This window comes from Ferrimonas aestuarii (genome assembly GCF_005116665.1).
In the GTDB taxonomy this organism is placed as follows: domain Bacteria; phylum Pseudomonadota; class Gammaproteobacteria; order Enterobacterales; family Shewanellaceae; genus Ferrimonas; species Ferrimonas aestuarii.
In genome coordinates this window covers 89,618-107,924 of sequence record NZ_SWCJ01000007.1, presented here as the reverse complement: position 1 = coordinate 107,924, position 18,307 = coordinate 89,618, and the positions used below count along the sequence as shown (strand labels likewise).

Annotated in this window: 19 protein-coding genes; 15 read left to right on the top strand and 4 right to left on the bottom strand. The window is 53.4% G+C overall.

The window, feature by feature from the left end; translation table 11 throughout:
* Positions 1-11 precede the first annotated feature (11 nt).
* Complete coding sequence (locus tag FCL42_RS11405; protein ID WP_136863549.1) at positions 12-809, top strand: hypothetical protein; 798 nt, start codon at positions 12-14, stop codon at positions 807-809.
* On the opposite strand, the gene arsJ is transcribed toward FCL42_RS11405, so the two are convergent.
* From arsJ to suhB, 4 genes are all read right to left on the bottom strand, one after another.
* Positions 775-1,965, bottom strand: a complete 1,191-nt coding sequence (gene arsJ, locus FCL42_RS11400; protein ID WP_136863548.1) for an organoarsenical effux MFS transporter ArsJ — start codon at positions 1,963-1,965, stop codon at positions 775-777. The two genes, FCL42_RS11405 and arsJ, sit on opposite strands and share 35 nt — an antisense overlap.
* Positions 1,966-2,967, bottom strand: coding sequence for an ArsJ-associated glyceraldehyde-3-phosphate dehydrogenase (locus tag FCL42_RS11395; RefSeq protein WP_136863547.1), 1,002 nt, complete (start codon positions 2,965-2,967; stop codon positions 1,966-1,968). It lies immediately after the preceding gene.
* Positions 2,968-2,987: 20 nt separating this feature from the next.
* Positions 2,988-3,326 (bottom strand): metalloregulator ArsR/SmtB family transcription factor, encoded by a 339-nt coding sequence (locus FCL42_RS11390; protein WP_136863546.1) that lies wholly within the window; start codon positions 3,324-3,326, stop codon positions 2,988-2,990.
* Positions 3,327-3,537: 211 nt separating this feature from the next.
* Positions 3,538-4,341: an inositol-1-monophosphatase gene (gene suhB, locus FCL42_RS11385; RefSeq protein ID WP_136863545.1), complete on the bottom strand. Its 804-nt coding sequence runs from the start codon at positions 4,339-4,341 to the stop codon at positions 3,538-3,540.
* A gap of 158 nt (positions 4,342-4,499) precedes the next feature.
* Here suhB and trmJ point away from each other — a divergent pair, with 158 nt between their 5' ends.
* The 14 genes from trmJ (at position 4,500) to FCL42_RS11315 (ending at position 18,261) form a co-directional block, all read left to right on the top strand.
* Positions 4,500-5,219: a tRNA (cytosine(32)/uridine(32)-2'-O)-methyltransferase TrmJ gene (gene trmJ, locus FCL42_RS11380; RefSeq protein ID WP_136863544.1), complete on the top strand. Its 720-nt coding sequence runs from the start codon at positions 4,500-4,502 to the stop codon at positions 5,217-5,219.
* 9 nt (positions 5,220-5,228) lie between these two features.
* Complete coding sequence (cysE, locus tag FCL42_RS11375) at positions 5,229-6,044, top strand: serine O-acetyltransferase (RefSeq protein ID WP_136863543.1); 816 nt, start codon at positions 5,229-5,231, stop codon at positions 6,042-6,044.
* Positions 6,045-6,194: 150 nt separating this feature from the next.
* Entirely contained in the window at positions 6,195-6,653 is a 459-nt protein-coding gene (iscR, locus tag FCL42_RS11370; protein WP_136863542.1) for a Fe-S cluster assembly transcriptional regulator IscR, read from the top strand.
* 75 nt (positions 6,654-6,728) lie between these two features.
* On the top strand, positions 6,729-7,943 hold the full coding sequence (locus tag FCL42_RS11365; protein ID WP_136863541.1) for an IscS subfamily cysteine desulfurase: 1,215 nt from the start codon (positions 6,729-6,731) through the stop codon (positions 7,941-7,943).
* Positions 7,944-7,993: 50 nt separating this feature from the next.
* Positions 7,994-8,377: a Fe-S cluster assembly scaffold IscU gene (gene iscU, locus FCL42_RS11360; RefSeq protein WP_136863540.1), complete on the top strand. Its 384-nt coding sequence runs from the start codon at positions 7,994-7,996 to the stop codon at positions 8,375-8,377.
* Between the two features lie 14 nt (positions 8,378-8,391).
* Complete coding sequence (iscA, locus tag FCL42_RS11355) at positions 8,392-8,715, top strand: iron-sulfur cluster assembly protein IscA (protein WP_136863539.1); 324 nt, start codon at positions 8,392-8,394, stop codon at positions 8,713-8,715.
* Positions 8,716-8,777: 62 nt separating this feature from the next.
* Positions 8,778-9,293, top strand: a complete 516-nt coding sequence (gene hscB / locus FCL42_RS11350; RefSeq protein ID WP_136863538.1) for a co-chaperone HscB — start codon at positions 8,778-8,780, stop codon at positions 9,291-9,293.
* A gap of 18 nt (positions 9,294-9,311) precedes the next feature.
* On the top strand, positions 9,312-11,162 hold the full coding sequence (hscA, locus tag FCL42_RS11345; RefSeq protein ID WP_136863537.1) for a Fe-S protein assembly chaperone HscA: 1,851 nt from the start codon (positions 9,312-9,314) through the stop codon (positions 11,160-11,162).
* Positions 11,163-11,172: 10 nt separating this feature from the next.
* The gene (gene fdx, locus FCL42_RS11340; RefSeq protein ID WP_136863536.1) at positions 11,173-11,511 is read left to right on the top strand and encodes an ISC system 2Fe-2S type ferredoxin; all 339 of its coding nucleotides are present in this window, start codon (positions 11,173-11,175) and stop codon (positions 11,509-11,511) included.
* A 20-nt stretch (positions 11,512-11,531) separates the two neighbouring features.
* Entirely contained in the window at positions 11,532-11,732 is a 201-nt protein-coding gene (iscX, locus tag FCL42_RS11335) for a Fe-S cluster assembly protein IscX (protein ID WP_205729260.1), read from the top strand.
* 212 nt (positions 11,733-11,944) lie between these two features.
* Positions 11,945-12,388, top strand: coding sequence for a hypothetical protein (locus FCL42_RS11330; protein WP_136863535.1), 444 nt, complete (start codon positions 11,945-11,947; stop codon positions 12,386-12,388).
* Between the two features lie 284 nt (positions 12,389-12,672).
* Complete coding sequence (locus tag FCL42_RS11325; protein WP_229359845.1) at positions 12,673-13,860, top strand: TolC family protein; 1,188 nt, start codon at positions 12,673-12,675, stop codon at positions 13,858-13,860.
* On the top strand, positions 13,860-15,095 hold the full coding sequence (locus FCL42_RS11320) for an efflux RND transporter periplasmic adaptor subunit (RefSeq protein WP_136863533.1): 1,236 nt from the start codon (positions 13,860-13,862) through the stop codon (positions 15,093-15,095). The genes FCL42_RS11325 and FCL42_RS11320 overlap by 1 nt, the downstream gene beginning before the upstream one ends.
* A gap of 10 nt (positions 15,096-15,105) precedes the next feature.
* Positions 15,106-18,261: an efflux RND transporter permease subunit gene (locus FCL42_RS11315; protein ID WP_136863532.1), complete on the top strand. Its 3,156-nt coding sequence runs from the start codon at positions 15,106-15,108 to the stop codon at positions 18,259-18,261.
* Positions 18,262-18,307 lie beyond the last annotated feature (46 nt).

Genomic DNA, 18,307 nt, shown 5'->3' with positions numbered 1-18,307 from the left:
GAATAATATCGGTGTTAATTTTTTTTAAAGTTCTGGCGGCAGTGGCTGCGGTCGTGGGTTTGGCTTGGCTGGCTGAGCGAGTGGGGCCGCGCATTGCGGGGGTCTTATCTGGCTACCCTTTGGGTACCGCCATCGTGCTGTTTTTCTATGGTATTGAGCATGGTGCCGATTACGCTTCCGAGGCGGCGCTCTATGGATTATTGGGGCTGGCCGCGACTACGGGCTACTGTGTGGTATTCACCTTGCTAGCGGATAGAATGCAGATTAAAAGTTGGTGGCCAATGGTATTGTCTGTGGCAGCACTAGCCAGTTTTGCCGCTGTGGCTCAGTCTTTACCACCTTTAGGTGTCTATGGCGCATTGGTGGCAACGGTTGTGGCACTGTTAGCAATCTATCTGTGCCGTGATGTGAAAGAGCCTGAATTTGTTGCTGTTAAACCTTCCAAAGCGATGATTTGGGGACGAGCGTTACTGGCGGCGGTGATTGTACTGATTATTACGGCACTGTCTCACTGGTTGCCAAAAAGCCTTGCAGGGGTAATGGCGGCGTTCCCAGTGACCCTGTTCCCGTTGATGTTGCTGCTTCGCTTGGATTATGACAACCGGCCTGTGATGGTGCTGGCAAAGCATTATCCGTTTGGGGTGGGCAGTTTGATTGTTTACGGCTTGGCAGTGTACGCCTGTTATCCATTACTGGGCGTAACGTTAGGAACTGGGGCCGCCTTGGGATTGGCGACCCTCTATCTGATGTTGTACCTAGCTTGGCGTCAGCGCGCTAAGCGTCGAGTTGCGAAGGCAGAAGCAAGCTGATTCCCCAAGCGGTGGCCAGCATTAAGCTGGAGACCAGCAAGCAGGTTTCCAGACCGCCAATTTGATACAGGGCGCCGGAAAGCACGGTGCCCAGCAATCTGCCGCTGGCGTTGGCCATGTAATAGAAGCCAACGTCCAGTGATACCCCTTCACCTCGGCTGAACGCGAGGATCAGGTAGGAGTGCAGGGAGCTGTTGACCGCAAACAGGGCGCCGAAGATAAGTAGGCCAATGGTGAGGCTTAAAGTCAGGTTCCAACCCAGGGCTAAAGCGCCAATGATCGCCAGCGGCGATAGGGTCAATGGAGCTAGCCACAGTAAGCAATCACGCCAAGGCCGATTTGCTTTTCCTGTCAGTTTTGGGCCAATGCCCTGGACCAAGCCGTAGCCGATGATCCACACCGCCATAAAGGCTCCAATCTGTTGTTGGCTCCAATTGAGCTGAGATGCCATGAACACCGGCAGTGCAATTACAAACCATACGTCTCGAGCTCCGAATAGGAACAGGCGGGCGGCGGAGAGCACATTGATGCTGCGACTGTTGGAGAACAGTTGGCGGAATTTGGGTTTGGCTTTGGTTTTACCCAGCTCCTGAGTCAGTCCCAGCTGAGTCAGTACCAATATCAGAGCCAGAGCGATGGCCATAATGGTGACCGCAGATTGAAATCCAAACTGGCTCAGTAGCACGCCCCCGAGGAAAAAACCTACCCCTTTTAGGGCGTTCTTAGACCCAGTCAGCAAAGCCACGTAGTGATAGAGCTTGCCTTGTTGCTGCTCGGGCAACAGAAGTTTGACGCCACTTTTTGCGCTCATCTTATTGAGATCTTTGGCGATGCCTGAGATCCCTTGAGCGGCCATCACCCAGACCAGTGTCAGGTAACTGTCGGGAACCGCCAACATCATCAGGGCGCCTATCTGCAGCACCATGCCAATTTGCATGGTGCGATTTAGGCCTAACCGAGCCCCTAGGTAGCCACCAACTAAGTTGGTGACAATGCCGAAGATCTCATAGAACAGAAACAGCGACGCCAAAGCAAAGCCGGAATACCCAAGCTGATAGAAGTAGAGCACCACCAACATACGCAGAGCGCCGTCGGTCAGGGTAAAGCCCCAGTAGTTGGTGGTGATCAGCAGGTACTGTTTAAGCCCTGCGTTCATTTAGGCGTTTCCGACTTTTAGAGCCAGTTCGATGGTGCGATTTACATAACCCCACTCGTTGTCGTACCAGGCGTAGATCTTCACTTGGCGATCGTTTACCACCATGGTGGACAATGCATCGATGATGCTGGAGCGTGGGTCGGTTTTGTAATCCACGGATACCAGTGGGCGTGATTCAAAACCCAGAACGCCTTCAAGTTCGCCTTCGGCGGCGCACTTAAGCATGGCGTTAACCTCATCGGCGGTGGTATCTCGCTCGACCTCAAATACGCAATCGGTAATAGACGCGTTGGCCAGCGGCACACGGATGGCGTGACCGTTCAGTTTGCCGGTCAGCTCTGGGAAGATCTGAGTGATCGCTTTGGCCGAGCCTGTGGTCGTTGGGATCAGGCTTTGGCCGCTGGCACGGGCACGGCGCAGATCCTTGTGGGGCTGATCCAAAATTGACTGGGTATTGGTGATATCGTGAATGGTGGTGATGCTGCCGTGCTTGATCCCAAGCTGCTCATGGATCACTTTAACCACAGGTGCCAAGCAGTTGGTGGTGCAGGAGGCGGCGGTCACAATTGGGTGCTTATCAGCATTAAACAGATGATCATTGACCCCAACCACCACGTTGAGTACCGAGTCATCTTTGACCGGAGCGGTTACTACCACCCTTTTAACCCCTTGAGCTAGATACTTATCTAATTGCTCACGGGTTTTGAATTTTCCGCTGGCTTCAATAACGAGATCGCAGTCAGACCAGTCATTGGCATCGATGTCACGGTGTTGGGTGTAGCGTATCTGTTGGCCGGCGATCAGCATCTGCTCATCGGTGGCTGAGATTGACTCATCCCAAGTGCCATGAACGGAATCAAACTGCACCAGGTGAGCCATGGTGTGGGCATCCGCCGCAGGATCATTTACCTGAACAAACTGGATTGGAAGTTGACGTTGCATGGCGGTGCGAAGCACCAAGCGACCCATACGACCAAAGCCATTAATACCAACACGTAACATCTTTTGTTCCTCAAATTTGGCTAGCAGCGTGAGGGGCGTTCTGCCATGGCTGCTAAGCGCTTAACATCGGCTTGATAGGTTTCAGCCAGACAGTTGGAGTTACCTAATGCCGCCACAATATTTCTTAACCAACCTGGGTGCTCCTCACTCACAGAGTAGAATACCCACTGACCTCGACGACGATCTTTTAGCAGACCATGGCTGCGCAAGGTTGCTAGGTGGCGGGAGATCTTAGGCTGGCTCTCTTCCAGAGCACTAACCAGCTCACACACACACAGCTCCTCTTCACGAGCAAGAAGCAGAACGCAGCGCAGTCGGGTTTCGTCGCTGAGTAGTTTAAAAAATTGATGCGGATTCATGGTTTCCTCATATCTGGATATGCGCATATTAACCCTGTTATTGAGTTAATCAAGCAATCTGTGCCAGATGTCACAAAAGTGTCATGTTTGAGTTTGTCTTTTCAGCAAGCCGAAAAAGAGCACATTGTATCGAATTGTAGGTAGTTCAGAAATGAAAAAAGGAGGCCTAGGCCTCCTTTTCTATGACTATCAGTCGCTTAATTTCAAAGAATTAGCGCTTCAGGCCTTCATTCAGGTGAGGGCGCATGGTAGTCAGCAGAGCTGCAGTAACTTTCGGGGTACCGGCAACGATGTTTCCGTTCTTCAATTGATCGTGGCCACCCGCGAAATCACATACCAAGCCGCCAGACTCTTTAACCAGCAGTTCGCCGGCTGCAATGTCCCAAGGCTTCAGACCGATCTCAAAGAAACCGTCTACGCGGCCAGCGGCAGCGTAAGCCAGATCCAGAGCAGCAGAACCCGCACGGCGTAAGTCCGCAACTTCGGTGAATACGTCGCCGAAGATCTTCATGTAGCTTTCAGTGTGCTGACGAGCTTTGAATGGGAAACCGGTCGCGATTACGGTGCCGCGCAGAGAGCGAGCACCAGAAGTACGAATGCGGTAGCCGTTCAGCTGAGCGCCGGCGCCACGAGAAGCTGAGAACAGCTCGTTACGAATTGGATCGAATACCACGGCGTGCTCGATGCGACCTTTGATCTGCAGAGCGATGGAGATGGCGAAGTGAGGGATGCCCTTCACAAAGTTGGTGGTGCCATCCAGTGGGTCGATAATCCATTGAAATTCGTCGTGCTCACCGGCGATGGTGCCAGTTTCTTCACCAATAATGGTGTGCTTCGGATAGGAAGCTTGAATGGTGGCAATGATGGCCGCTTCAGAATCGCGATCCACTTTGGTGACGTAATCGTTGGCGCCCTTCAATTCGGCGTCAATGTTGCCTTGTTCAGAAAACGCGTGCGCAACTACTTTGCCGCCGGCACGAGCTGCTCGTACGGCGATGTTTAGCATCGGATGCATATCGATACCCCTGGATGTAAAAGAACGGAACCCGTTTCGGGTGGGCGCGAATTCTAGCAAAGAGTTTGCGTATATAAAAGCGGGAATTCGTTATAAAGGAGTTTAGGTGGCTGTGTTAGCATATGGCTCCTTTGTTGTTTATCTAAGTAATCAAACGGATGCTAGAAAATATCCGCATTATTCTGGTGGGCACCTCCCACCCAGGAAACATCGGCTCCGCCGCCCGTGCTATGAAAACCATGGGGTTGTCGCAACTGATGTTGGTGGCACCGAAAGTGGAACCCGATGGCAAATCGGTGGCATTGGCCGCTGGCGCCGTTGATGTGCTCAAAAACCTCACCGTGGTGGATACCCTAGAAGAGGCCATTGCCGATTGCCCTTTGGTGATTGGAACCTCCGCGCGCCGCCGTGGCTTAGATTGGCCGCAGCTTGATGCCCGCGAAGCGGGAGAGCGGCTGGCCGTTGAGGGGCAAATCAGCCCGGTAGCCCTAGTGTTCGGTCGTGAAAACCATGGCCTGAGCAACGAAGAGCTGCAGCTGTGCAACTTCCACGTCAACATTCCAGCGAACCCGGAATACTCCAGCTTGAACTTGGCCCAAGCGGTACAGCTTTTGGCGTACGAAGTGCGCATGAAGCATTTAAGCCTCAATGCTGAACCAAAACCCGAGTTGGAACCTTACCCCAATGGTGAGCAACTTGAGGGGTTTTATGAGCACCTTGAGTCGGCACTATTGAAGACCGGATTTATCAAGCCTCAGCACCCAGGGATGATCATGGCTAAGCTCAGACGGTTATTTAATCGAGCTCGGCCTGAGCAGCAGGAGTTGAATATTCTGCGAGGCGTCCTCACATCTATCGATAAGACCTGCAATAAATAGAGTTAACCCATGGGTATACGCGCGAGACTAAAGGAAGACATAGCTTCCATCTACCATCGAGATCCGGCCGCAACCGGCACCTTTGAGATCTTGACCAACTACCCCGGAATGCACGCCATCTGGATTCATCGGGCGGCCCATAAATTGTGGCGTCGTGATTGGAAATTGAGTGCTCGATTGCTGTCCACTTTTTCTCGTTGGATGACTGGCGTGGAGATACACCCAGGCGCCAAGCTCGGGCGACGTTTCTTTATCGACCATGGCATGGGCATTGTTATCGGTGAAACCGCCGAGATTGGTGATGACGTAACCCTGTATCATGGCGTTACCCTTGGGGGCACCAGTTGGAATGCGGGTAAGCGTCACCCTACGCTGGGCAATAATGTGGTTGTCGGTGCTGGGGCTAAGATTCTTGGGCCTTTAGAGATTGGCGAAGGAGCCCGTGTTGGCTCCAATTCGGTGGTGGTGAAGGCGGTCAACCCAGGCACCACGGTGATCGGCATTCCAGCCCGCGAAGTGCTGAGTAAAGAGCTGAGAGAGAAAGAGCACAGCCGCAGCCATTTGGCGAAAAAGTATGGCTTCGATGCGTATGCGGTGTCACCGGATAACCCGGATCCGGTAGCCAGTGCCATCGGTTCGATGCTGGATCACATGAACCTGATGGATGCTCGCATGGTAGAGATGTGTCAGGCCCTGAAAGCGCAAGGTTGTAGCATTGAAACCAGTGAGTTACCCAAGCTCAATGTGGACGCCTTTGAAGATGCCGAGCAACAAGCCGCCGATGTTCGATTGAAAGAACATCAAAGATTTGACCCAGGCATTTGAATCCCGCTGCTGAATCATGTTAAATGCCCCAGCAAGTTGCTGGGGTATTCCCCTTTCTTCAAAAATACCGATTTTAATGATCGAAATAATACTTGAGTATTTTACTAGGGTATATGGTATGATTCGCGTATTGCAGTTAGGGGAAAGGTTATGAGATTAACATCCAAAGGCCGTTACGCTGTGACCGCCATCCTTGATGTCGCGCTTCATTCTGCTGAAGGCCCCGTGCCGTTGGCAGACATCTCAGAGCGTCAGGGTATCTCTTTGTCTTACCTGGAGCAACTGTTTGCTAAACTTCGCAAAAATGGTTTAGTCAGCAGTGTACGTGGTCCAGGAGGCGGATACCTGCTAGGTCAGGATGCCAGCGACATCGCAGTGGGCATGGTGGTTCACGCAGTCGACGAGTCAGTGGACGCCACCCGTTGCCACGGCATGAGCAACTGTCAAGGCGGAGCTCGCTGTTTGACTCACTCGCTATGGGGTGATTTAAGCGACCGCATCGCCGGATTTTTAAATGGCATCAGTTTGGCTGACTTGATGTCAAACCATGACGTGAAGGTTGTCGCCCTGCGTCAGGAACACCAACAAGCTAAAGCACACGCTCAATAGGTTTTTGGCGGCAACGCCATGATGTAACTCACCGCCGGCACCATGCATTTTGGCCGGCTCAAGTCGGAGAAGATAATGAAACTTCCGATCTATTTTGATTATTCAGCAACCACCCCTGTGGACCCTCGTGTCGCAGAGAAGATGGTTCAGTATATGACCACCGAAGGCATGTTTGGTAACCCAGCTTCCCGCTCTCACAAATACGGCTGGCAAGCCGAAGAGGCGGTAGACGTTGCCCGTAATCAGGTAGCTGACCTGCTTAATGCCGATCCTCGCGAGATCGTGTTTACCTCTGGTGCAACCGAGTCTGATAACTTGGCAATTAAGGGTGTGGCTCACTTCTATCAGAAGAAGGGCAAGCACGTCATTACCAGTAAAACCGAGCACAAAGCGGTACTGGATACCTGTCGACAGCTTGAGCGTGAAGGTTTTGAAGTTACCTACCTAGAGCCTGATAGCAACGGCATCATCCCTCTGGAACGATTTGAACAAGCGATGCGTGACGACACCACTTTGGTTTCCATCATGCACGTAAACAACGAAATCGGCGTAATTCACGACATCGCTGCCATCGGTGAGCTGTGTCGTAGCAAAGGCATTTTGCTGCACGTTGACGCTGCTCAAAGTGCTGGCAAACTGCCGATTGATGTTAAAGCGATGAAGGTGGATCTGATCTCCATCTCCGCTCACAAGATGTATGGCCCGAAAGGCATCGGCGCTCTGTACGTTCGTCGTAAGCCGCGTGTTCGTCTGGAAGCCCAGATGCACGGTGGTGGCCACGAACGCGGCATGCGCTCCGGTACCTTGGCAACGCACCAGTTGGTTGGCCTAGGCGAAGCCTGTCGCATCGCCAAAGAGGAGATGACCGCTGAGACAGAGCGTCTACGCGTACTGCGTGACCGCCTGCTTGATGGCATCAAAGACATCGAAGAGGTGTACATCAACGGTGATCTGGAACAGCGCATCGTGTCTAACCTCAACATCAGCTTTAACTACGTTGAAGGTGAATCTTTGATGATGGCCTTGAGTGACCTCGCGGTTTCCTCCGGTTCAGCCTGTACCTCTGCCAGCCTAGAGCCAAGCTACGTGCTACGAGCTTTGGGCATGAACGATGAATTGGCGCACAGCTCAATTCGCTTCTCTATCGGTCGTTTCACTACCGAAGAGGAGATCGACCACGCCGTGGGTAAGATTCGCGGTGCCATCGACAAGCTACGCGAAATGTCTCCATTGTGGGACATGTTCAAAGACGGCATCGACCTGTCCAAGGTTGAATGGGCGGCACACTAATTTGATACGAGGGCCGGAGTAACGGCCCCGCAAGAGATTGGAGCGTAAATATGGCTTACAGTGAAAAAGTGATCGACCATTACGAAAACCCTCGTAACGTTGGCGCATTCGACAAGAACGATCCAAGCGTCGCGACCGGCATGGTGGGTGCACCGGCCTGTGGTGACGTGATGAAATTGCAGCTGAAGGTGGATGAGCAAGGTGTTATCGAAGACGCCAAGTTCAAGACCTACGGTTGTGGTAGCGCAATCGCTTCCAGCTCACTGGTTACCGAGTGGGTGAAGGGTAAGACCCTAGACGAAGCGGCTGCGATTAAGAACACTGAGATCGCCGAAGAGTTGGCGTTGCCACCGGTTAAGATCCACTGCTCTATTCTGGCGGAAGATGCCATCAAGGCGGCTATCGCCGACTACAACAGCAAACACGACAAGTAATAGCAGGAGTCAACATGGCCATCTCTATGACCGATGCGGCGGCGGAGCGAGTACGTCAATTTCTGGCGAATCGCGGTCGTGGCATAGGATTGCGCCTAGGACTGAAAACCTCTGGCTGTTCTGGTTTAGCTTACGTGATTGAGTTCGTTGATGATCTCAATCCAGACGATGAGGTGTTTGAAGCCAATGGCGTCAATGTCATCGTCGATGCCAAGAGCTTGATTCACCTTGACGGGGTGGAGCTGGACTTTGTCAAAGAGGGACTGAACGAAGGATTTAAGTTCAATAACCCCAATGCGCAGGGCGAGTGCGGTTGCGGCGAAAGCTTTACCGTATAATACCTGATTACCCCGAAAGCCCGGTTCTGTCCGGGCTTTGATGTGAATGGTGAAAGGGAACCATGAACTACTTTGAGCTGTTTAACCTGCCGGCGGCCTTCTCCGTCGACTTAAGTGCCATCTCTGAGCACTACCGTGAGCTGCAGCGCACGGTTCATCCTGACAACTTTGCCGATGCCAGTGAGCGCGAGCGCTTGCTCTCAGTTCAGAAAGCGGCTGAGATCAACGACGCTTTTCAGACATTGAAAGATCCTATTCTTCGTGCTCAGTATCTGCTAAAACTCAATGGCGTTGAGCTGATGGGGGAAACCCAAACCATCAAAGACACCAGCTTCTTGATGCAGCAGATGATGCTGCGCGAGTCTTTGGAAGAGGTGGAGCACGCCAGCGATCCAGAGAGCGCGGCCATGGATTTTGCCGATGAGCTTGCTGGGTTAACGAAAGCCTTGATGCAGCAGATGCAACAGCAACTGGCCGAACACCAGTGGCAAACCGCCGCCGATTCGGTTCGCAAACTAAAATTTATGAAAAAGCTGGAGGAAGAGCTGGTTCAGCTAGAAGATAAACTTCTGGCCTAGCACTTCAGAGCACTAATTATGGCACTATTGCAAATTGCAGAACCTGGCCAGATGGCCGCACCTCATCAACACAAGCTGGCTGTGGGCATTGATCTGGGCACCACCAACTCCTTGGTGGCCTCAGTGCGCAGTGGCGAAGCCGCCACCCTTGCCGATTCCCAAGGCCGTCATCGTCTGCCGTCGGTGGTTCGCTACCTGGAGCAAGGGGTTGAAACCGGCTTTGATGCCTATGCCAACGCCAGCCGCGACCCGCAAAACACCATCGTTTCGGTGAAGCGTTTTATGGGACGCTCTCTTGCTGACATTAGCGAGCGTTACCCAAAGCTGCCGTATCAGTTCGAAGCCTCTGACAACGGCCTGCCATTGCTGGTGACTCGTCAGGGCAAGATGAACCCTGTGCAGGTTTCCGCCGAAGTGCTGCGGCCTTTGGTTGCCCGCGCTGAAGCTACCTTAGGTGGCGAACTGCAAGGGGCGGTGATCACCGTGCCGGCCTATTTCGATGACGCCCAGCGCCAAGGCACCAAAGACGCTGCTGAACTGATTGGTATCAAGGTTCTGCGTCTGCTAAACGAACCCACTGCCGCTGCCATCGCCTATGGCCTAGACAGCGCCCAAGAGGGCGTGATCGCCGTATATGACCTCGGTGGTGGTACGTTCGATATCTCGATTCTGCGTCTGAACAAAGGCGTATTCGAAGTATTGGCTACCGGCGGTGATTCCGCTCTGGGTGGTGATGATTTCGACCACCTGCTGGCGGATTACCTCTCTGATGCTGCTGGCATTGCCGATGCGGATGCCAGCTTGCTTCGTCAAATCCAATCGGAAGCTCGCCGCGTAAAAGAGGCGCTTACCGACACCGACAGCGTGACCGCACAAATTGGTGACTGGCAAGGGCAAGTGACCCGCAGCCAGTTGGACGAGCTGATTGCGCCATTGGTTAAGAAGACCCTGATGGCTTGCCGCCGCAGCCTTCGTGATGCTGGCCTTGATAAAGAGGAAGTGCTCGAAGTGGTGATGGTGGGCGGCTCTACCCGTGTACCTTTGGTTCGCGAGCAGGTGGGTGAGTTCTTTGGCCGTACGCCATTGACCAGCATCGACCCGGATCGAGTGGTGGCCATCGGTGCAGCGATTCAAGCAGATATTCTAGTGGGCAACAAGCCTGATTCCGACATGCTGCTGCTGGATGTGGCGCCGTTGTCTTTGGGTTTGGAAACCATGGGTGGCCTGACTGAGAAAGTCATTCCTCGTAACACCACTATTCCGGTGGCCCGAGCTCAGGAATTTACCACCTTTAAGGATGGCCAAACCGCCATGGCAATCCATGTGGTGCAGGGTGAGCGTGAGATGGTGGCTGACTGCCGCTCGCTGGCTCGTTTTGAACTGCGTGGTATCCCGCCAATGACGGCGGGCACCGCGGTGATTCGAGTGACCTTCCAGGTGGACGCCGATGGCTTGTTGTCGGTTACCGCCCAAGAGAAGAGCTCTGGGGTTCAGACCTCTATTCAGGTGAAGCCATCCTTTGGCTTATCGGAAACTGAAATTACCCGCATGCTCACCGAGTCGATGACGCACGCTAAAGAGGACATTGAACAACGCATGCTGACTGAGCAACGCATCGAAGCTCAGCGTGTGATTGAGAGTCTTACCGCGGCACTGGATGCCGATGGCGAAGAGCTACTTCGTGAACATCAGCAACAGGAGCTGCGCCAACTGATGGTGGCGCTGAGCGCTCTGTGCCAAGGCACCGACGGTCAAGCGATCAAAACCGCAATCGAACAACTAGACAAAGCCAGTGCTGAATTTGCTGCCCGCCGTATGGATCTTTCCATTCGCCGTGCGCTGTCCGGCCAGGCCGTAGATAAAATGTAAGGGGTCGGCCATGCCGAAGATCATCTTTTTACCAAGTGAAGAGCACTGCCCAGAAGGGATGGTGGTGGAAGCCGCAACTGGCGAGAGCATTTTAAATGTGGCGCTGAAAAACGGCATTGAAATTGAGCACGCCTGTGAGAAGGTGTGCGCCTGCACCACGTGCCACGTAGTGGTGCGTGAGGGCTTTGACTCTTTGGAAGAGAGCGATGAGCTGGAAGATGACATGCTGGATAAGGCATGGGGTCTGGAGCCAGAATCACGCCTTTCCTGCCAAGCGAAAGTTGCCGACGAAGACTTGGTGGTGGACATTCCTAAGTACACCGTTAACCAAGTTAGCGAAAACCACTAATCGAACCTAAGGGGGCATCGATGCAACTGAAATGGACTGATGTGCAAGATATCGCCATCGAACTGGTTGACAGCAAGCCAGATGTGGACCCAATGCAACTGCGTTTTACTGAGCTGCGTCAATGGGTGTTGGAGCTGGAAGGTTTTGATGACGATCCAGAGCGTTGTAACGAGAAGATTCTCGAAGCGATTCAACAAGCTTGGATCGACGAAGCGGAATAACCTCCACATTGAAACGGCATCAAAAGGCGAACCTGCGAGTTCGCCTTTTGTCTATCTAATGGTGAGGTAGATCACACTTTGTGAGTTGGGTGGTTTTCTTAAGCAATTTTGTAAATGAAACTTGGTCTCATTCGAAATCTGGCTCAGATTGCTGGATTCATTGTATTGGCTTTGTTTTAATAGCCGCTATCCAATATTAACGAGACTGTTCTGTGACTTACTCGAACCCTTCAATGCGTCAAACGCAATCGAAGCGAACACTGGCCATGGCGCTGGTGTTGTTCGTGTGCCAGATTTTCGTTAATTGTGTGTGGGCCTCAGTGGAGGTCACCGACAACGATAACGCCTTTGGGCTTTTCATTGTCCACAGTCACTCTCACGCAAGTGATCATGGCCATGATCACAATGCCGACCACAACCCAACACCTAAGCAATGTGATTGCTGTTCCTGCTCTGAGTTGATCAGTCCCTCTGAGGACGCTAACCACGAACATGAACATACCAATCACTCTCACGTGACCTGTCATCCGCCTAAGAACTCTTTGGTCGACGCCATACTCTTGGCCGGCGATCGGGTTGCTCCAGAGATCCAACCTCTGCTTAAGCGCACCTACGCGCCACTCATTCCACCCCCAGATACCCAGCGCCACTCATAGTCTTTTACTGTTTGCTTTGGGTTTGTGACTGCGGTTACTGACCTACATTGGGCGTGTTTTTTTGCCATCGATAATGCGATGTCAACCGACTTGCCGTACCAATAGCGCATTCAGTTTTCCTTTTGTTGCATTGATGTCGGCGGCCATGACCGTCGATGGTGGAGTTTACTGTGGTGCACAACAAAAATGGTGTTAGCCAATGGCTAAGACTTTGCTTTATATCAATTTTTGCTTTTGGGCTGTCCGGCGTTGCTATTGCTGGAACTATTAAGCAAACGATTGATTTGCCTTGGGTATTGGGGCAGACCCTACTCAATAACCCCAACTTAAAAACCTTTCCTTATGAGCAGCGTGTTATCGAAGCGCAGCAGCTGCAAGCTGGGATTCGACCGAACCCACGGGTGTCGATGTCCTTAGAAAACGTGCTGGGAACCGGCGCTATGTCGGCACTGAGTAGTGCTGAAACCAATCTGGCATTGAGTCAATTGATCGAGATGGGCGACAAACGACAGCGCCGTATTGAGGTGGCGGAATTTGAGTTGCGCCAACTGAACAGTGAGTTTGAGCTTACTCGCTTAGATGTGCTGTCTGAAGCCGCCAATCGCTACTATCAACTACTGCGCTTGCAGGCATTGGAGGAGTGGAACCAACGTCGTATCGAGATTGAACGCAACGCGTTGGCGACCATAGAGAAGCGCGCAAATGCCGGTGCGATCGCTCGAGCGGATGTGTCGAAAATGGCTCTGCGTGTGGCTCGCTCTGAAGCGGTGGGGCTGCGTCTAGGGGGAGAATTGAGAGTCGCTCAACGTCGACTCGCCGCCATGTGGGGCAGTGAGGGTGACTTTTCCCAAGTGGAAGGGCAGCTTTCTGAGTTTCCTCAACTGCCCGAGGCGGCTGATGTGCTTAATGCCATCGAAACCGCTCCAAGTTTTGTTCGCTTGCTGGACCTGGAGCGGCTGAGTCACACCAAGGTTCGCTTGGCTCAGGCGAACGCCAACTCGGATATTACCGTGGGGATGGGCATTCGCCGCAATGAGGCGCTGGATGATACCGGGCTAACCTTTAACTTCTCCATCCCTTTAGCGCTGACTAACCCCAACGAGGGCAATATTCTCGCCGCCAAAGCCGAGCAGGACAAAGTGCTGGAACAGCAACGTCTGGCTCGCAGTGAGCTCAGGCTGTCGCTTTTGGAGATTCATCAAGGGATGAGCAACAACCTGTCTCAAGGGCAACGACTGTCCCAACAAATCTTACCTATCGCCAAGCAGCTTCTTAAAGACACCGAATCCGCCTATCGCATCGGTCAGGCCAATGTGCTGCAACTGGTTGATGCGCAGAATGAGCTGTTTGCCATTGAGCGAGAGCTTATTGAAGCCAAAGCCGCCACCTATCTTCAGCTCTTAGAGCTGGAGCGAATCACTGGCCAATCTATGACTAAGACCGAACTGAGCTCGGTGCAGGAGACACTCTAATGACTTTGAAACTAACAAGCCTTGTTGCTGCCATGATGATCGCGTCGTTCGGAGTTGTGCCTCAAGCCCTCGCGGGTGACCACGGTCATGGCCATGATGAGCACCAGGAAGAGGCCAAAGGCCCCAATGGCGGCAAGATGATTGAGCAAGGGGATTTCGACCTAGAGATCACCGTATTTGAAACGGGCATTCCACCAGAGATGCGGGTGTTTGCCTATTCCAAAGGCGAGCCAGTGGATCCGAGCCAAGTCAATCTGTCGGTAGTGCTTTCTCGATTGGGAGGCGCGGTGAACAACTTAAGCTTTACCCCTGAGAACGGCTACCTAGTCTCAAATCAGGTGGTGACCGAGCCTCACTCTTTTGATGTGGATGTAAGTGCTAACTTCGCAGGTAAGGCTTACCAGTGGTCGTATGAAAACCACGAAGGTCGAACCACCATCAATGATCGACTCATCAAACTATCTGAAATTGGTACTGAAACAGCGATTAGCCAGCCGCTTACGTTTACGGATGAGCTATTCGGTATCGTTGCACCGATTGCCAGTGAGGTGTTTGCGGTGAATGCGCCTTATCAAGGCATCATTCAGCGACTGCACGTCAACATTGGTGACCGTGTGAAAAAGGGGCAGGTAATTGCCACCGTGGTGAACAACGATACGTTGCAAAGTTATCAGGTCACCAGTCCTGCCAGTGGTGAAGTCACCGAGCAGTTGCTGAACGCCGGCGACCGCACCAACGCCTCCGCCATCGTTACGATCACCAATACCGACACCGTGTGGGTTGAGCTGTCTGCCTTTCCGGACAGCTTAGAAAAACTGGCCGTCGGCATGTCGATGGTGGTGGCTGACATGCATGGCGGCGAGCAAGTTGAAACCGAGCTGAGTTACATCGCACCGGTGATGACTGGTGGACATATTGCACGAGTCCGTGCCGTCATCGATAACCGCGATGGCCATTGGCGTCCTGGCATGCACGTTAAAGCCCAAATTCAAACGCGAACCAAGCAGGCTCCTTTGGCGGTCAAAGTGAGCGCATTACAGAAGTTTCGCGATATGGACGTGGTGTTTGCCAAGTACGGCAATACCTTCGAGGTGCGCATGGTGGAATTGGGTGAGCGTGCGGGCGATTACGTTGAAGTATTAGGTGGGCTTGAGCCAGGTACCGAATACGTCACTGAAAACAGCTATGTGTTAATTGCGGACGTGATGAAAGACGCCGCCAAACACGACCATTAGGAGCGCAGTTATGATGGACGCCATTATTGCGTTTGCGCTTCGCAGACGCTGGTTTGTGTTGGCGGTGACACTCTTCATCGCCGGATACGGGGTCTACAACACCCTGAAATTACCCATTGATGCGGTGCCTGATATCACCAATGTGCAGGTGCAGGTGAATACCATGGCTCCGGGTTACTCGCCGTTGGAGAGCGAGCAGCGAATCACCTATGTGGTGGAAACTGCCATGGCGGGCATTCCAAACTTGGATTACACCCGTTCGGTTTCCAAATATGGCTTGTCACAGGTGACGGTGATCTTCGATGAAGGCACCGATATCTACTGGGCTCGCCAGCAGATTGCCGAGCGCCTGCAGGGCATCCGCAGTGAGCTGCCCCAAGGGCTTGAGCCAGCAATGGGCCCCATTGCCAGTGGCCTAGGGGAGATCTTCACTTATACCGTGAGTGCCAAAGATGGGGCCCTCAAAGACGATGGAACTCCCTATAACGCGGAAGATCTGCGCACCATTCAGGATTGGATTATCCGCCCGCAGTTGGTGAAGGTGGAGGGGGTTACTGAGATCAACTCCATCGGCGGTTATCGTCGTGAGTATCAGGTGGCACCGGATCCCGGCAAGTTGCTCTCCTTTAAGGTCACCATGCAGGATGTGATTGTGGCGCTGGAGCGTAACAACCTGAACGCGGGTGCGGGTTATGTGGAGCGAAACGGCAGCCAGTGGCTGGTGCGCTCCCCTGGGCAGCTGAATAACTTGGGTGAGATCCGCAATGTGGTGATCGCCAAGCGTGATGATGCGCCAGTAAGAGTTCGTGACGTGGCCAAGGTTTACTACGGTAAAGAGCTGCGCACCGGTGCAGCAACCCAAAACGGTAAAGAAACCGTGATGGGGACCGCCTTCATGTTGCTAGGGGAAAACAGTCGTTTGGTGGCCAAGGCGGTGGGCGAAAAGCTCAAAGAGGTCAACCTCAGCCTGCCGAACGGTGTTGTGGCAGAAGCGGTGTATGACCGCACCACCCTGGTGGACAAAACCATCGAGACGGTACAGAAGAACCTGTTCGAAGGGGCGGTACTGGTGATCGTGGTGTTGTTTGCGCTGCTGGGCAACTTCCGAGCTGCCTTCATTGCTGCCATGGTGATCCCACTGAGCATGCTGTTTGCCATCTCAGGCATGGCGGCCAACCGCGTTTCCGGTAACTTAATGAGCCTTGGTGCCATCGATTTTGGCGTCATCGTTGATGGTGCGGTGATCGTGGTGGAAAACTGCCTGCGTCGCCTCGGCATGGCCCAGCATAGTCATGGCCGTCTGCTGACTCTGGAGGAGCGATTGCAGGTGGTGGCGTCGGCGACCAAAGAGGTGTTCCGCCCTGCAGTGTTTGGGGTGCTGATCATCATGTTGGTGTATCTGCCGATCTTCGCCCTCTCTGGCGTGGAAGGAAAGATGTTCCACCCCATGGCCTTTACCGTGGTTGCGGCTCTGCTAGGTGCCCTAATCTTCGCCATTACCTTTGTGCCAGCGGCCATTGCGCTGTTTGTGCGCGGTAAGGTCAATGAGAAGGAAAACTGGCTGATGGCCAGTGCTCGCAAAGTGTATGAGCCGGTGCTGTTCTTCTCTTTGAAGCGCCCTGCGGTAATGCTGCTTACTGCGGTGGCCATTGTGGTCTTTGCTTCTCTGCAGGTGAAACGTCTTGGCGCTGAGTTCCTACCTCAGCTGGATGAAGGCGATCTGGCGGTGCACGCACTGCGCGTTACCGGAACCGGGCTTGATCAATCCATTCGGATGCAGATTGAGCTGGAAAGCGTGATCAGAGAGTTGCCGGAAGTGGCGCGAGTGTTCTCGAAAATTGGTACGCCAGAGGTGGCCACCGATCCCATGCCGCCAAGCGTGGCTGACACCTACGTGATGATGAAGCCCCACAGCGAGTGGCCAAATCCAGCCAAAACCAAAGCGGAATTCACCGCTGAATTGCGCGAGTTGGTGGAGTCAGTGCCAGGCAATAAGTATGAGTTCACCCAACCCATCGAGATGCGCTTTAACGAGCTCATTGCTGGGGTACGTACAGACGTGGCGCTGCGAATCTACGGCGACGACCTTGAGGTACTCAAAGGGGCTGGTGAACGAGCTGAAGGGCTGCTGGGCGGCATTTCAGGAGCTAAAGATGCTCGGGTAGAGCAGTTATCAGGTTTGCCGATGTTGTCGGTTGAGCCGAATCGGGATCATCTGGCGCTGCTGGGCCTCACCGTCGTGGACGTGCAGCAGGCACTGCAGACGGCGATTGCCGGTACTCAGACTGGGATCATCTACGAAGGGGATAAGCGATTCCGATTATTGGTTCGTATGGATGAGGACACCGGTAAGGATCTGCAACAACTGGCGAAACTGCCTATTCCGCTGGACAGCGAACTGAACCCGGATCTGAGTTATGTGCCTCTAGGGGAGGTCACGGATCTGGTGGAGACCAATGGCCCCAATAAGATTGGTCGCCAGAGCGGAAAGCGTCATGTCATTGTTACTGCTAACGTTGAAGGTCGAGACCTAGCGTCATTTATTGCTGAGACCAAAACCGTGATGAATCGCGACCTTGGCTTGCCCAGCGGTTACTGGCTTGAGTATGGCGGTACCTTTGAGCAGTTGGAGTCGGCAACGCAGCGCCTGATGGTTGTTGTGCCGCTGACGCTACTGCTGATCTTTGGCCTGCTCTACAGCGCCTTTAACTCTTTCCGTGATTCGATCATCGTCTTTACTGGCGTGCCGCTGGCGCTGACCGGCGGCGTGTTGGCGCTGGCGGTTCGGGATATGCCGTTGTCGATCTCTGCGGCGGTGGGATTCATTGCCCTGTCGGGAATCGCGGTATTGAATGGCGTAGTGATGCTCTCCTTTATTAAGGAGCTTCGTGAAAAGGGATTGGCGTTGTTTGACGCGGTTTCCAGTGGCGCTAGCCAACGATTGCGTCCGGTATTGATGACCGCACTGGTGGCCAGCCTTGGCTTTATCCCCATGGCGCTGAATACCGGTACCGGCGCCGAAGTGCAGCGGCCACTGGCGACGGTGGTGATTGGCGGCATTGCTTCGTCGACACTGCTGACCTTAGTGGTGCTACCAACCTTATACATGCTGGTTTATCGCTTAACAGGCCGCCGCAGGGCTGAGCCACAAGCACAAACCGCATAACCGAGTTTGCGTCACCTTTTGTCTGATGGGTGGCGCGACACCGGGA

What these genes read in the sequence shown, in the direction of transcription:
- FCL42_RS11390 (WP_136863546.1), bottom strand. Translation starts at nt 3,326, where the DNA reads ATGAATCCGCATCAATTTTTTAAACTACTCAGCGACGAAACCCGACTG.
- arsJ (WP_136863548.1), bottom strand. Translation starts at nt 1,965, where the DNA reads ATGAACGCAGGGCTTAAACAGTACCTGCTGATCACCACCAACTACTGG.
- FCL42_RS11320 (WP_136863533.1), top strand. Translation starts at nt 13,860, where the DNA reads ATGACTTTGAAACTAACAAGCCTTGTTGCTGCCATGATGATCGCGTCG.
- trmJ (WP_136863544.1), top strand. Translation starts at nt 4,500, where the DNA reads ATGCTAGAAAATATCCGCATTATTCTGGTGGGCACCTCCCACCCAGGA.
- iscR (WP_136863542.1), top strand. Translation starts at nt 6,195, where the DNA reads ATGAGATTAACATCCAAAGGCCGTTACGCTGTGACCGCCATCCTTGAT.
- iscX (WP_205729260.1), top strand. Translation starts at nt 11,532, where the DNA reads ATGCAACTGAAATGGACTGATGTGCAAGATATCGCCATCGAACTGGTT.
- cysE (WP_136863543.1), top strand. Translation starts at nt 5,229, where the DNA reads ATGGGTATACGCGCGAGACTAAAGGAAGACATAGCTTCCATCTACCAT.
- FCL42_RS11315 (WP_136863532.1), top strand. Translation starts at nt 15,106, where the DNA reads ATGATGGACGCCATTATTGCGTTTGCGCTTCGCAGACGCTGGTTTGTG.
- FCL42_RS11395 (WP_136863547.1), bottom strand. Translation starts at nt 2,967, where the DNA reads ATGTTACGTGTTGGTATTAATGGCTTTGGTCGTATGGGTCGCTTGGTG.
- hscA (WP_136863537.1), top strand. Translation starts at nt 9,312, where the DNA reads ATGGCACTATTGCAAATTGCAGAACCTGGCCAGATGGCCGCACCTCAT.
- hscB (WP_136863538.1), top strand. Translation starts at nt 8,778, where the DNA reads ATGAACTACTTTGAGCTGTTTAACCTGCCGGCGGCCTTCTCCGTCGAC.
- FCL42_RS11365 (WP_136863541.1), top strand. Translation starts at nt 6,729, where the DNA reads ATGAAACTTCCGATCTATTTTGATTATTCAGCAACCACCCCTGTGGAC.
- suhB (WP_136863545.1), bottom strand. Translation starts at nt 4,341, where the DNA reads ATGCATCCGATGCTAAACATCGCCGTACGAGCAGCTCGTGCCGGCGGC.
- iscA (WP_136863539.1), top strand. Translation starts at nt 8,392, where the DNA reads ATGGCCATCTCTATGACCGATGCGGCGGCGGAGCGAGTACGTCAATTT.
- iscU (WP_136863540.1), top strand. Translation starts at nt 7,994, where the DNA reads ATGGCTTACAGTGAAAAAGTGATCGACCATTACGAAAACCCTCGTAAC.
- fdx (WP_136863536.1), top strand. Translation starts at nt 11,173, where the DNA reads ATGCCGAAGATCATCTTTTTACCAAGTGAAGAGCACTGCCCAGAAGGG.